We start from the raw sequence: 14832 nt of genomic DNA on the forward strand, positions 1-14832 counted from the left end.
ATCCGCCTTTCATTCATTCTTGTTTTAAGTATATCCTATGTGCGCGATTGGTACACGGAAAGTAAATGAATAGTCTTGGTTGGGAATATGACATTATTTCTGGGGAGGGTAAGAGAGATTTTTTCCTTTAATGAGGAAAGGTAAAGGGATGAGAAGGTAGATAGAATGTCCGTTCCCTTACTGGGGTGGAATATCGGAAAAGGGTAACAGAGAGCGGTTATCAGTTCCCTTACTGGGGTGGAGTATCGGAAAAGGGTAACAGAGAGGAGTTGTCAGTGCCGTTACTGGGGTGGAATAGGGAAAAAAGGTAACAGAGAGAGGTTATCAGTTCCCTTACCGGGTAGGAAAAGCGGAAGAAGGTAACAGAGAACAGTCATCAGTGCCCTTAATGGGTAGGAAAAGCGGAAGAAGGTAACAGAGAGCAGTTGGTCAGTGCCCTTACTGGGATGGAATAGTGGAAAAAGGTAACAGAGAAGCGTCATCAGTGCCCTTACTGGGATGGAATAGCGAAAAAAGGTAACAGAAGCTTATAGCGGGGGATTGTCTTGTATAAAATCTCTCCCGCCAGAATAAGAAAAACTAACACATTCACGAAAGGAAGTATGTGTTAGTTTTTCATTCATAATCGGCTCATTTTATCGTTCTAATCTATTTTGTTATACAAGAAAGACAATAGAACATATTGTCATTCATCAAAGGTAATTATAATCCTTTCAGTCTCTCCTTAGCTTGTTCATCTCCTTTTAACGCCGCTTTTTGGTACCAGATTCTTGCCTTCTTTATGTTCATAGGAGTTCCGATTCCGTTCTCATAGCATAGTCCGAGATTAAATTCCCCATAGGAATCGCCTTGTTCTGCCGCCATTATATACCAAGAAATCGCCTCTTCGCCTTTTCCATTTTCTACTGCCTCATGACCTAGGCGGTTTGCTGCATAAACATCGCCAGCTAGGGCAGATTTCGTAAACCATGCTTTGGATTGTTCTAAATCAATATCTGTTCCGACACCATTTTCATACATATAACCTAATGTATACATCGCCTCAGGTACTCCATGTTCTGCCGCTTTTTTGAATAGTTTAAGAGCCCTCTTATTATCCTTTTCAACATATTCACCACGTAAGTACATATCGGCATAATTGTTAATCGCATCTGGATAGCCTTTTTCGGCTGCCTCTTTATAGCATAAAAATGTCTTCTCTAAATCCTTTTTCACTACCTTACCCATGTAATAATAATTACCTAGCCAATAGAGGGCTTCAGGACTTCCAGCTTGAGCAGCGATATTAAACCACGGAAAAGCCCATTCGTTCCGTTCTATTAGTCTGTACAAATGCCCGAGCTGAACCTGTGCCTCTTGAACCCCATTTGCTGCTTCGCTATAAAGGGAAACCGCTTCATCTAATTCCTCATCTTCCATATAAATAATGGACTCTTCATCTGAAGGCATCACTATTTCCATGACAATTGTCCGCAAATCTTGAATAACCATCGGTTTCGTTTCTTCTTGTATAGAGGATACATGATGCAATTGCTTGTACAACATATAGATATCATCTGGTAATTCTATATTAGGAGAAATACATTCGTTTAATATTTGCTGTATCTCAACGATAGGGTTGTTCCTAAATGCTATATTTTGCAAATTATGTGCCGTATAGGTAAAGCCTTTGTTCAATAATTCTCTCTGTAATTCCTGCTTGTCCACCGAAAAGACACCTTTCTACAATTCATTTTTATAGAGTATCTCATATTTCATGTTTAGAATCACGTATTACAATTGTAGGGAACAATTAATATGATTACCATATTTTACTATACGAAAAAAAGTAAAACGTTATAATATCGGTGTGTTAATCGATTACATTAAAATGATTGGCTATTTTACTATTTTTTAGAACAATTTCATTTCATTAAAACCCCTTTACGTCAATACTAATTTGTCCTAAAATGTTTAAGTCGACTTCGAAATAGTTTTCAGTTTATTTAAGAAATTTAAAAACATCAGGAGGCTTTTCATCAATGAAAAAACTAGATAGAGATGCCATTCTAAAGACCATTCCTCAGAAGGGATTTTTCGGGCATCCAAAAGGTTTATCGACGCTATTTTTCACTGAGTTCTGGGAACGTTTTTCCTATTACGGAATGCGTGCTATCCTACTATTTTATATGTATTATGAGGTTTCCGACGGTGGACTTGGTATCGATCAAACAACAGCTAATTCCATTATGGCGATATATGGCTCACTTGTTTATATGTCCGGTATCATTGGTGGTTGGATTGCTGATAGAATATTAGGTACTGCACGGACTGTTTTCCATGGTGGAGTACTTATTATGATTGGTCATATTATTCTTGCTCTACCATTTGGAGCACCTGGTCTATTCGTATCCATGGGATTCATTATCATCGGTACTGGTCTACTTAAACCGAATGTCGGTGGTATGGTTGGGGATCTATACAGTAAGACAGACCCACGTCGTGATTCAGGATTTAGTATTTATTATATGGGAATTAACATGGGTGCATTTATTGCGCCATATATTGTAGGAACATTAGGGGAAGGTGTTAGCTTCCACTTAGGATTTGGTGTTGCTGCAGTAGGGATGTTAGTTGGACTAATTGTATATGTTGTAACACGTAAGAAATATCTAGGTTTAGCAGGTACAATTGTTCCTAATCCATTGAAGAAAGAAGAAAAGGGTCGCCTATTATCTATTATCTTAACGGTCATAGTGATATTAGGTATAGTTGGCTGGTTAGGTATAAACGGTGGTTGGCTAACTGTTGATCGCGTTATTTTCTCTATTAGTATTCTTGGGGTTATTATTCCGACTGCATATTTTATCTTTATGTTCCGCAGTCCTAAAACAACTTCAGAGGAAAAGTCACGCTTACTTGCTTATATCCCTTTGTTCGTTGCCGCAATGATGTTCTGGGCAATCCAAGAACAGGGATCAACCATTCTTGCAACCTATGCTAATGAGCGTACCGATTTGAACTTCCTCGGAATTGAATTGAAAGCATCATGGTTCCAGTCACTTAATCCATTATTCATTATCATGTTTGCTCCTTTATTCGCAGGCATGTGGACAAAATTAGGAGATAGACAACCATCTGTTGCACAGAAATTCTCGTTTGGATTAGTTTTTGCAGGATTATCCTTTATTGTGATGATGTTCCCTGCTTACTTCAACGGAACCGAATCATTAGTAAGTCCTTTATGGTTAGTACTAAGTTTCTTCCTAGTAGTATTAGGTGAATTACTATTATCACCAGTTGGGTTATCTGCATCAACGAAACTTGCTCCAGCTGCCTTTGCTGCACAAATGATGAGTTTATGGAACCTTTCCAACTCATCAGCACAAGCAATCAATGCACAGGTCGTGAAATTTTACTCAACTGAAACAGAAGTTATGTACTTCGGTGTTATTGGTGGTATTGCTATTCTATTGGGTATTATTCTATATTTGTTCTCTCCTAAGCTGAAAGAATTTATGAGAGGGTTAAACTAGTAATGAAAGAGCTGATACGTGAATGGATACCGTTCCATTTACGTATCAGCTCTTTTGGGTATAAGAAGCTAATCCACTAACTGTAAAATGGAGGGGGAATAGGGTACAAGTGAAAGATAGAATGCCATGGCCCACTTTCTCAACCAGTTTATGGTAATCTATTGATAGGGAAATTATTTAGGAGAGCGATAAACATGCAACCAACAATTCGATATAAGAAAAACTACCATGTAGACTTAAGCGATGTCGATTTTCAAAAGGAATTAAGGCTAAGTGCATTATTTGGGTATTTTCAAGATATAGCAAATTTAGCAGCTGAGAATCTGGGAGTAGGAATCAATCAACTATTGGAAAAGTATGGTGTAGCATTTGTAATAATGCGAATTCGGGTTGATATGATCCGTAATCCAATATTAGACGAGGAGATTACGATTGAAACGTGGCCACTGAGGCCAGGGAAGCTCGAGTTTGAACGGGATTATCTGGTCCGTGACCAAAATGGTGAAGTGATTGCCCGTGCTGTATCTGTCTGGGTTATTATGGACTTGAAAAAGCGTCGTTTAAAACGAAGTGAAGCAATTAATTTAGATTACCCGGAATATACGGAGGATAGAGCAATTAACATAACGTTAGGGAAGATAAAAGCATCAGCGAATCTAGAAGATGTTTATCAGAAAACGATTGGCTATAGTGATATTGATTTTAATGGACATTTGAATAATGCCAAATATGTCGATTTTATTATGGATTGCTTCTCTTTAGAGGATCTTCATACCTATCCTATTCGTTCGATTGAGGTGAATTATTTAAATGAAGTCTTACCTGGTGATAGACTTGTTTTAAAGAAAGATTCTACTAATAAGTCGAATCATACATTTTTCGTAGATGGTGTTCGCGAATCGGATGAAAAGATTGTTTTTCGTTCTAAAGTGATCGTAGAGGGAAAATAAACATATGTGAGTGTTGATAGCTAACCAAGTACCAGGTAACAATTCACCGGCAATGGGATTTAGTCTAACGACACTAATTAGCAATATAATAGCAAAGAAAAGTACCCGAATACCTTATGGCATATATTCGGGTACTTTTCATCCTCTATGATAATTCGAAAATACGAAAACTTAGTGGGCTAACATGAATCGTTGAACCTAAAGTGAATTCTTTCTTCTGGTCACTTTCTATATCCCACTCCTGAATGGTAGCCATATTCAACGCATCACTAGAGACTTCGACGGGATTTAGACTATTATTGATAATAAATCGTAAACAAGTATCCTGATTGAATTTCTCATAAATGATATAGTTCTTTTCGTTATTAACATCGATGAAGCGGATATCTGCATGGTTCCCAAAGACTGGCTCGGTTCTACGCCATTTTAATAAAGATCGGACGTATTCAAATAAGTCTCTATCCTGCTTTTTCTCATCCCATTCCATACAACTACGACAGCCAGGATCCTGTCCTCCGTCCATTCCAATTTCGTCACCATAATAAATACATGGAGATCCTATGAAGCTTAATTGGAATAAGTACAAGAGTTTAACTCGGTCACGATTTCCATTAGCGAGTGTTAGAATACGTGGTGTATCATGGCTATCCAATAGGTTAAACGCTACCTCATTTACATTTTTAGGGTACATATGAAGCACTTTTACAATTGAATCGGCAAAATCTTGTGCAGAAATACAATCCTTTGCTAGGAAATCGATTGCACTATTTGTGAATGGGTAATTCATAACGGCATCGAATTGATCTCCTTGCAACCATGGCATCGAATCATGCCAAATTTCACCTAGAATATAGGCATCCGGCTTCACACTTTTTACAGCCTTGCGAAACTCCCGCCAAAATGCATGGTCTACCTCATTCGCTACATCTAAACGCCATCCATCGATATCAAATTCCTCCACCCAGTAACGAGCTACATCTAGTAAATAGGCTTTAACCTGAGGGTTTTCTGTATCAAGCTTTGGCATGGAAGGAACAAACCCAAATGTATCATAATTCGGTCTAGGTTCAGTCACAACTGGGAAGTTCCATAGATGAAACCAGTTCGTATACTTAGATTCCTCTTGCTGTGTTAAGACATCCTGAAATGGAGGAAAATAATAGCCACTATGGTTAAATACAGCATCTAGCATGACACGGATTCCTCGCTTATGACATGCTTGGACAAGGCGACGGAATGTTTCTTTGTCTCCAAATTGTGGGTCTATTTCCATATAATCAATCGTGTCATATTTGTGATTGGAGTATGCTTTGAAAATAGGCGTAAAATAGATTCCGGTAATGCCTAATTCCTCCAAATGATCTAAATGATTGATGACTCCTTGGAAATCCCCGCCGAAAAAGTTAGATGGAGTCGGGTCAGTACTCCCCCATGGTAATGTACCTTCTGGATTAATAGACGGATCCCCGTTTCCAAATCGCTCAGGAAATATTTGGTACCAGACTGTATCTTTAACCCACGCTGGTGCTTGAAATACATCAATATTATTTACATAAGGGAAACAGAAATAATTCGCGATGTCAGTTGGAGCAGAGGTGAAGAAGCCTCCTTCCATATAATATAAAGTCTCGTTTGAATCAGAGCATTTGAATCCGTAACGCATACGGTGAAATTCAGGCTTAACTGCAATTACCCAATAATCATAAAGAGAGGTCGAACCTGATTTGGTCATAGGTTTAGTAATAGTTTGCCAACTCCCATCTACCCAATCATATGGATCACCAAATAAGAGTTCAACAGAATACATATCATCCTTTTTCGTTTGCAACATGATGTGTAGTGTATCGTTGTCATAGGCATAGGCGTAATTGTTTTTTGGTCTGTGAAAAATGGCTTCCTTAATCATCACAATTCTCCTTTTCATAAAAATAACCCCGTTTACTTTTATTTGTAAACGGGGTTGTTGTTTAATAACAAAGCATTGCCCTTAAATTTATACTATTAATCTACTGTAAGCGTTTTATAAAGTCAAATAAAATTTGAAACGTAAAGTAGTTGTAAAAAAATTTAAAGAAAAAATTATGAAAACGATTGCATAAAAAATAAAATAAGGGTACAATTTCATTGTAAGGTTGCGCAAACGTTTTCACTGTACCAAGTAAACAATTTTAGAAGGGGGCAATATTAGTTTGTAATAAAGTGGACTTTTATTTGTCTGATGCATTACCTTACAAGATAAATAGATATTGCGTTTTACAAAAATAATAATCTATTGGTTACGTGATAACCAAAAATGAAAGAGAGGACTTGTAAATTATGAAAATCAAATGGAAGAATCTTGCTTTTGTAGCAATGTTAACGAGTTTACTTGTATTAGCTGCATGTGGAGGCGGAGATAAAGATGGTGATAACTCTAGTTCTGAGAAGGATGGCGGCAGTAGTGCTGGTACATTAGAAATTGGTGTAGAGGATGGATATATTGATTATGTAAAATCAATCGTTCCGGCATTTGAAGAAGAGACAGGAATTAAAGTAAAAGTAACAGAAAGAGATTTATTCGAAACATTGGAAGCCCTTCCATTGGATGGACCTGCTGGAATAGCTCCTGATGTTATGGTTGCCCCTTATGACAGAGTTGGTAACTTAGGTCAACAAGGTCATTTAGCGGAGTACACGTTTCCTGATGATGGTCGCTATGATGACTTAGATAAACAACAGGTTACGATTGACGGCAAAATTTACGGTGCTCCATTCGTAATTGAGTCACTAGTACTCTACTACAATAAAGATTTAGTTGATCAAGCTCCTCAAACATTTGCAGATTTAGAAGCGTTAGCAGAGGATGATCGTTTCGCTTTTTCTTCGGAATCTGGAAGAACAACAGCATTTTTAGCTAATTGGTTAGATTTCTATAGCACATACGGATTACTTTCTGCTTACGGTGGTTATGTATTCGGTGACAATGGTTCTGATCCATCTGATATTGGACTAAATACAGAAGGTGCCATTGAAGGTATTGAATATGCAACAGAATGGTTCAACAAATGGCCACAAGGGATGTTAGATTCTACAACAGCAGGTAACTTTATTGATGAACAATTCACAACTGGTAAAGCTGCTGCTATTATCGGTGGACCATGGTCCGCTTCCAACTATAATGAAGCTGGTATAAATTATGGTGTTTCCATGATTCCTACATTACCCAATGGTGAAGAATATCAACCATTTGCTGGTGGTAAAGCTTGGATTGCAAGCAACTATGCTAAAGACCCTGAAGCTGCACAAAAATGGTTAGACTTTGTGACTAACCAAGAAAATCAACAAAAGCTATATGATGATAAAGGTGAGGTACCAGCGAATCAAATGACAAGAGCAACAGTTGCAGAAGCTGGAGATGAGCTGACTGCTGCGGTGATTAACCAATATAATAATGCAATTCCTATGCCAAATATTCCTCAAATGGCTGAAGTTTGGACAGGTGCAGAAACATTAATGTTTGATGCTGCTTCTGGTAACAAAACTGCAGAAGAATCAGCAAATGATGCGGTAGACGTTATTAGTGAAAATATCTCTCAAAAATACTAATAATGTAATCTAATTGGCAGAGATCAGCTCTCTGCCAAAGTTTATTTAAAAGGGAGTGAGAACTGGTGGATTATACAGAAACAGATGGCAAACAACGCATTAGAAAAGCAACATTACTCTCGATCATTCCTGGTATAGGACAAATGTATAACAAACAGATGTTTAAAGGGATAGCCTTTCTTGCCATATTTGTTTTATTTATTATAGAAATGATTAATTTTGGTGCAGAAGCGCTAGTAGGCTTAGTAACACTAGGTAGTACTGCTGGTACAGACCATTCACTGTTTATGTTAATTGAAGGTTCACTGCAACTATTAATTCTTCTGCTATTTATACTTTTTTACGTAATTAATTTAAATGATGCTAGAAAAGTTGCAAGATTATGGGCTGAGGGCAAGAAAGTAAATACTAAGACGAAAACCATTCTAACGAATATGGTGGATAAAGGTTTTCCATATTTATTTACTATACCTGCTTATATCGCGATGATATTTGCAATTGTATTTCCGGTATTAGTTACCATATTTATCGCTTTTACAAACTATGATTTCTATCATATTCCACCAGCTAAGCTAATTGACTGGGTTGGTTTTTCTAACTTTACCGATATATTTTTCTTAAGCTCTTATCGGGATACTTTTTTTGCAGTTTTTGGATGGACTGTAATATGGACCTTAGCAGCAACCACACTACAAATCGTAATTGGTATTTTTACAGCGCTTGTATTAAACCAGAAATTCATTAAATTCAAGCGTGTATTCGGTATTATTTTCTTATTACCGTGGGCAGTACCAGCATTTATTACGATTATGAGTTTTTCCAATATGTTCAATGATAGTATTGGCGCCATTAATACACAAGTTATTCCGCTAATCGATGCCTTAGTACCTTTTGTTGAGATCGGAAGTCTTCCATGGAAGACAGATCCATTTTTCACTAAAATAGCTATCATCTTAGTTCAAGGGTGGCTTGGATTTCCGTTTATTTATGTACTTGTATCTGGTATTTTACAATCCATTCCGGAAGAACAGTATGAAGCTGCACGAATTGATGGGGCTGGTATGATACAGCGCTTTAAACATATTACGATGCCAGCAATATTTACGATTGCTGCTCCAATTTTTATTACACAGTATACCGGTAACTTCAATAACTTCTCGATGATTTATCTATTTAATGAGGGAGGACCTGGAAGTATAGGAGCTGGTGCCGGTTCAACCGATATTCTTATTTCATGGATTTATAAGCTGACAACAGGAACATCTCCACAGTATTCGATTGCTTCTGCTGTGACATTGTTTATTTCCTTATTTGTCATTATTATTTCGTTAATTGTCTTTAAGAAAACGAGAGCATTTGAAATGGAGGATTAGATATGAGCAGAATAATGAAATCGCAAAAAACCTCCCGGATCATCAACAAAATATTCACTTATTTTTATTTAATCCTATTAGCGGTAATCATCATTTATCCGCTACTTATTACAGCAAGTTCTGCTTTTAAAGCTGGTAACGTAACTGCATTTAATTTAAACTTTAATGCGGAATGGACACTAGTCAATTTCCAAAGACTATTTACAGAAACGTTATATGGTAGTTGGTATGTAAATACATTAATCATTGCTTTCGTGACCATGATTGTTCAGGTTACCTTTATTACACTGGCAGGTTACGTCTATAGTAGATATCGTTTCGTTGGTCGGAAGAAGAGTTTGCTCTTTTTCTTAATTATACAAATGGTTCCAACGACTGCAGCGTTAACTGCTTTCTATGTTATGGCGTTATTGATGGGAGCTTTAGATCAAAGCTGGTTCTTAATGTTCCTATATATTGGTGGTGGTATTCCGATGAACACCTGGTTAATGAAAGGATATTTCGATACAGTTCCATATGATTTAGACGAATCAGCAAAACTGGATGGTGCGGGCCACTTCCGCATTTTCGCCCAAATCGTACTACCATTGGTTAAACCGATGATTGCTGTGCAATCATTATGGGCCTTTATGACACCGTTCGGTGAGTACATGTTAGCGAAGTTCTTACTACGAACGCCAGAAAACTATACGGTTGCAATTGGTTTACAGACATTTATTAACAACCCACAAAATCAAAAGGTAGCTCTATTTGCAGCGGGTGCGATTTTAATCGCTATTCCTATCACCATATTATTCTTCATGCTGCAAAAACATTTCGTTGCTGGGTTAACATCAGGTGGTACCAAAGGATAGTCCTAGGTGAAAACAGAATCTCTGAAGGAATGAAGTGAACAATGAAAAAAGATATATTTCCAATCAATTATTTTAAAAGCATTATATCGCCGAAGCGCGTGTTTACTGGTAGAAAACAACTGAATTGGTTTCAAATCATCATTGTCTTATTATTTTTGAATGGATTGATGATGATTCCGTTATCCATTAATATAGCGAAAATGGAATCCTATCCTGTAGAAGAGACCTATCCAAATGCCTTTTCGTTACTAAATGAAGCTGTGATTGGTGAGTTGCAGGATGCAGCATATGCACAAGGTCAACTGACTTTGCCAAATAGGTTTTTAGTAGAAAATGAACATGGAATAGTTGGGGGAAATATATCCACTTCTGATGAAGAGCATGCTTTAAAAGCAGAAAATGCACTGATTTTTCAAGAGGAAGAAATTATTATAAAGGACCAGGAAAATCCAGTAACATCGGTAAGGTATACGAATGATTTTGCCATTGAAGAGATAACGACGGTTCAGATGTTAAAGGACGAACTGTCAAGACAATGGTTTATTCAAAATAAAGGTTTCATTGTTGGCAGTCTATTATTATCTTTATTTAATTTATTGCTTGTAAGTATTGTCGTTATAAGCTTAGGATCTTCTATCTTTGTTTATCTTACGAAGAAAGGACAGATATCTACGATTCGAACGTATAAAGAATCGGTGAATTTAATTGTGAATACGTTAGGAATGCCGACAGTAGTGGCTTTGATCCTTGGTTTAATTCATTTTAATATTATTACGATGATTATGATACAAACATTCGGTTTTATTATGATGCTACTTTTCGTATTTATGAAAACTCGCTTCAGTGATGAGGTCGTAGCACAACTGGGGAACAACAGATGACCGGTTATGAATGATTACTTAACATTATATTTTTAGGAGGTACATCCATGCTTCAAGATACAAGCTTTGCCATACACCCAGGAAAAGAAAAAAAGGATGGGGCAGTCGTCTACCGTGATATTGGAAACGTAGATTCTTATTCAACAAGCTCTGATGGATATTTATTTTCTTGTCGTAACGGATTTGTTCACATACAGTTTTATACGGATTCAATCGTTCGCATAATCATGAACCCAGAGGATAAACCGTTATTGACTAATTCCAAGGCGGTAGTTGGACAACCTCAAGATGTAGCGATTGAAGAAGTGAATACAGAAGACACCCTATTACTTCGTACAGATAAACTGGTACTTCGTATAACGAAGTCACCATTTCGTTTAACGATAGAAGATACGACCGGTAGGGTAATCGTATCCGAGGACAAACACGGTATGGCTTTCCGAGAAAACGGTGAAGTAATAGCCTTTAAAGAAATGTATGATCACGATCACTTCTATGGCTTTGGTGAAAAGTCAGGGCATTTAGATAAACGTGGTGAAAAATTAGAAATGTGGAATACCGATGTGTATGCACCGCATAATCCAGAAACGAATGCACTTTACGAGTCCATTCCTTATTTTATGACACTTCGAGATGGGAAGGCTCATGGGATTTTCCTTGATAATACGTTTAAAACATACTTTGATATGCAATCATCGGAGGAATACTATTCCTTCTCGGCAGAGGGTGGGCAGCTAGACTATTATGTAATGGCTGGACCTCATCCAAAAACAGTACTTGAGCAATATACCTTTTTAACAGGTAGAATGCCACTACCGCCAAAGTGGTCACTCGGCTATCACCAGTCTCGTTATAGCTATGAAACAGAAAAGGAAGTTAGAGAACTTGCGAAAACATTTATTGAAAAAAATATACCAATAGATGTTATTCATTTAGATATTCATTATATGAATGGGTACCGGGTATTTACCTTTGATAAAGAAAGATTCCCTAATCCTAAACAGCTAATTGCCGATTTAAAAGAAATGGGTATTCGTGTTGTGCCGATTGTTGATCCAGGTGTTAAAAAGGATTCTGAATATCAGATTTATCAAGAGGGTGTCTTAGAGGACAATTTCTGTAAGTATATCGAAGGCGATATTTACTATGGTGATGTTTGGCCAGGAGTGAGTGCTTTCCCTGATTTCACAGAGGAAAGGGTTCGTAAATGGTGGGGGGATAAGCATGCCTTCTATACCTCCATCGGGATAGAGGGAATCTGGAATGATATGAACGAGCCGGCAGTGTTTAATGAAACGAAAACAATGGATTTAACCGTTATGCACCGTAATGATGGGAATCCGACTACCCACCGAGAACTACACAATGTGTATGGGCTATTAATGGGGAAAGCAACCTATGAAGGAATGAAAGAGCAGCTAAATGGTAAACGTCCATTCCTATTAACTCGTGCTGGTTATGCTGGTGTACAGCGTTATGGCTCTGTGTGGACAGGTGACAATCGAAGCTTTTGGGAGCATTTACAAATGTCTTTACCAATGGTGATGAATTTAGGCTTATCTGGCGTTCCATTTACTGGTCCTGATGTTGGTGGTTTTGCCCATGATACAAATGCAGAATTATTAACGCGCTGGACACAGGTCGGGGCATTTACACCATTCTTCCGTAACCATTCAGCAATTGGTTTCCGTTATCAAGAACCATGGCAATTCGGTGAGAAATATGAAACCATTATGAAAAAATATATTCAAATGCGTTATCAATGGATGCCGCAGCTCTACTCACTATTCTATCAAGCTAGTAAAGAAGGGTTACCAGTGATGCGACCATTATTAATGGAGTATCCAGAGGATGAGAAAACCTATAACTTGAATGACCAATTCATGATAGGAGATAACGTTATTATGGCACCAATTTTAAATCCTTCTGTAACAGATCGAGTGGTCTATCTTCCTAAAGGTGAATGGATAGAATATACTACTAAAGAATCCTATGAAGGGGAAAGGGTGCACCTTATACATGCAGAATTAGAGGATTTACCAGTCTTTGTTCGTAAAGGTACAGCCCTGATGCAAGGTGAATGGAGCTTCAATCACGATAAACAAACAAAGACGCTTACGATGAAAGTAGCTCCATCTGATTTGGAAGAGAAGTATTCCTTCACATTCTATGATGATGATGGTGAAACATTTGCTTATGAAGCCTTAGAATTTGTTAAAATGACGTTTGATATTCAATCTTTTGCCGATAAAGTAGATATCCAGGTGGTCTCAAAAGAAGGAAATTATCAGCCTGCATATAATGAAATAAAGGTAGAACTAATCGGTACAGATCGTACGATATTCGTTAATGGGAAACCAAGTAGTATAATTAAACTATAAAATTACGTTCAGAGGTAGAGGTGGGAAGAGTGGTAACAATTAAAGATGTAGCAAAAGTTAGTGGGGTTTCCCCCTCTACAGTTTCTCGTGTTATTGCCAATAACCCAAGAATAAGTGAAGACACAAAGAAGAAAGTCCGTAAAGCAATGAAAGAGTTAGGCTATCACCCCAATGTAAATGCTCGGAATTTAGTCGCAAAATCGACTAAAGCAATAGGGGTTATTATGCCATCTTCTGCAAATGTAGCTTTACAAAACCCCTTTTTTCCAGAAATTTTAAGAGGAATTGGCTCGGTTATTCATGAAGCGGAGTATTCCATGTATCTATCAACAGGGGAGACAGAAAAAGAGATTCTAAGTGAAGTTCAGCGAATGGTGTACGGTAGCTATGTGGATGGTGTTATTCTTCTTTATTCCCGTATTAATGATAAGGTTACCAATTTTTTAAGGGAGCAAGGGTTTCCATTTGTTATGGTTGGTAAGCCCCAAGAGCATGATACCGAAATAACCCACGTCGATAATGATAACGTTAGAGCAGGAAAAGAGATCACGCAGCATTTAATAGATATGGGGCATGAGAAGATTGGATTTATCGGTGGTTCTAGAGATTTACTAGTTACACGTGACCGTGAAAGTGGCTATGTCGCTGCTTTAGAAAAGGCAGGAATTCAGGAGTGTGAAGGCTATAAAATTCATACGGAATTTCTAAAATCTGGTGGACGAGAAGCTGTAGAGCATCTAATGTCTTTATCAACACCACCGTCCGGCTTAGTAGTTAGTGACGATTTAATAAGTTTAGGGATTTTAAGTATGCTAGAGAGCTACGGTTTACGAGTCCCACAGGATATTTCATTAGTAAGCTTTAACAATGTCTATCTTTCCGAAATCACAAGACCGGCACTTACAACGGTTGACATTCAAATCTATACACTAGGTGCGCAATCAGCTAAGGCGCTTATTGAAAAAACATTAAATAAAAATGAGCCCGCCAAACGAATCATTATTCCATATGAAATTGTTTATCGGGACTCGGTTAGTCAGCTATCTTAAGGGAATTCCTTAGGATAGCTTTTTTTAGTAGGAAAGAATGGCGTCTGGTCTATTTCCTTGTGTGGGGAAACAAAGGAAAAAGGTAATCGAGGAGTTTGCTCGGAGCCCTTTTTGGTGAGGAACAAGGAGAAAGGTAACAGAGGGAGGTTGTCAGTGCCCTAAATGAGGAAGGAAAGCGGTAAAAGGGCACAGAGGGAGGTTATCAGTGCCCTAAATGAGGAAGGAAAGCGGAAAAAGGTAACAG

General features: G+C 37.7%; 10 protein-coding genes. 8 read left to right on the forward strand and 2 right to left on the reverse strand.

Translation table 11 applies throughout. The features are described from left to right. Positions 1–702: 702 nt before the first annotated feature. Positions 703–1707 (reverse strand): SEL1-like repeat protein, encoded by a 1005-nt coding sequence (locus KGF86_RS15845; protein WP_186870373.1) that lies wholly within the window; start codon positions 1705–1707, stop codon positions 703–705. A 314-nt stretch (positions 1708–2021) separates the two neighbouring features. On the opposite strand from KGF86_RS15845, the gene KGF86_RS15850 reads away from it, so the two are divergent. Both KGF86_RS15850 and KGF86_RS15855 read left to right on the forward strand, forming a co-directional pair. Next, positions 2022–3515 carry a peptide MFS transporter gene (locus tag KGF86_RS15850; protein ID WP_186870372.1) on the forward strand — a complete coding sequence of 498 codons (1494 nt, stop codon included), beginning with the start codon at positions 2022–2024 and terminating at the stop codon, positions 3513–3515. A 194-nt stretch (positions 3516–3709) separates the two neighbouring features. Beyond that, the gene (locus KGF86_RS15855) at positions 3710–4465 is read left to right on the forward strand and encodes an acyl-[acyl-carrier-protein] thioesterase (protein ID WP_211742431.1); all 756 of its coding nucleotides are present in this window, start codon (positions 3710–3712) and stop codon (positions 4463–4465) included. 145 nt (positions 4466–4610) lie between these two features. On the opposite strand, the gene KGF86_RS15860 is transcribed toward KGF86_RS15855, so the two are convergent. Next, positions 4611–6371 carry a glycoside hydrolase family 13 protein gene (locus tag KGF86_RS15860; RefSeq protein WP_211742506.1) on the reverse strand — a complete coding sequence of 587 codons (1761 nt, stop codon included), beginning with the start codon at positions 6369–6371 and terminating at the stop codon, positions 4611–4613. A 410-nt stretch (positions 6372–6781) separates the two neighbouring features. Here KGF86_RS15860 and KGF86_RS15865 point away from each other — a divergent pair, with 410 nt between their 5' ends. The 6 genes from KGF86_RS15865 to KGF86_RS15890 all read left to right on the forward strand — a co-directional run bounded on the left by KGF86_RS15865 (position 6782) and on the right by KGF86_RS15890 (position 14588). After that, on the forward strand, positions 6782–8050 hold the full coding sequence (locus KGF86_RS15865) for an extracellular solute-binding protein (protein WP_186870370.1): 1269 nt from the start codon (positions 6782–6784) through the stop codon (positions 8048–8050). Positions 8051–8115: 65 nt separating this feature from the next. Beyond that, positions 8116–9423 (forward strand): ABC transporter permease subunit, encoded by a 1308-nt coding sequence (locus KGF86_RS15870; protein ID WP_186870369.1) that lies wholly within the window; start codon positions 8116–8118, stop codon positions 9421–9423. Positions 9424–9425: 2 nt separating this feature from the next. Then, the gene (locus KGF86_RS15875; protein WP_186870368.1) at positions 9426–10277 is read left to right on the forward strand and encodes a sugar ABC transporter permease; all 852 of its coding nucleotides are present in this window, start codon (positions 9426–9428) and stop codon (positions 10275–10277) included. 41 nt (positions 10278–10318) lie between these two features. Continuing rightward, positions 10319–11158 (forward strand): DUF1189 family protein, encoded by an 840-nt coding sequence (locus tag KGF86_RS15880; protein WP_211742432.1) that lies wholly within the window; start codon positions 10319–10321, stop codon positions 11156–11158. Positions 11159–11205: 47 nt separating this feature from the next. Further along, positions 11206–13539 carry a glycoside hydrolase family 31 protein gene (locus KGF86_RS15885; protein ID WP_211742433.1) on the forward strand — a complete coding sequence of 778 codons (2334 nt, stop codon included), beginning with the start codon at positions 11206–11208 and terminating at the stop codon, positions 13537–13539. Between the two features lie 29 nt (positions 13540–13568). Further along, on the forward strand, positions 13569–14588 hold the full coding sequence (locus KGF86_RS15890) for a substrate-binding domain-containing protein (protein ID WP_186870365.1): 1020 nt from the start codon (positions 13569–13571) through the stop codon (positions 14586–14588). The last annotated feature ends 244 nt before the right edge of the window (positions 14589–14832 follow it).

This window comes from Ornithinibacillus massiliensis (genome assembly GCF_018310345.1).
Taxonomy (GTDB): Bacteria; Bacillota; Bacilli; order Bacillales; family Amphibacillaceae; genus Ornithinibacillus; species Ornithinibacillus massiliensis.

Excerpts from the sequence above, each read along its gene's own strand:
- KGF86_RS15850 (WP_186870372.1), top strand. The coding sequence starts at position 2,022 with ATGAAAAAACTAGATAGAGATGCCATTCTAAAGACCATTCCTCAGAAG.
- KGF86_RS15855 (WP_211742431.1), top strand. The coding sequence starts at position 3,710 with ATGCAACCAACAATTCGATATAAGAAAAACTACCATGTAGACTTAAGC.
- KGF86_RS15860 (WP_211742506.1), bottom strand. The coding sequence starts at position 6,371 with ATGATTAAGGAAGCCATTTTTCACAGACCAAAAAACAATTACGCCTAT.
- KGF86_RS15865 (WP_186870370.1), top strand. The coding sequence starts at position 6,782 with ATGAAAATCAAATGGAAGAATCTTGCTTTTGTAGCAATGTTAACGAGT.
- KGF86_RS15875 (WP_186870368.1), top strand. The coding sequence starts at position 9,426 with ATGAGCAGAATAATGAAATCGCAAAAAACCTCCCGGATCATCAACAAA.
- KGF86_RS15880 (WP_211742432.1), top strand. The coding sequence starts at position 10,319 with ATGAAAAAAGATATATTTCCAATCAATTATTTTAAAAGCATTATATCG.
- KGF86_RS15885 (WP_211742433.1), top strand. The coding sequence starts at position 11,206 with ATGCTTCAAGATACAAGCTTTGCCATACACCCAGGAAAAGAAAAAAAG.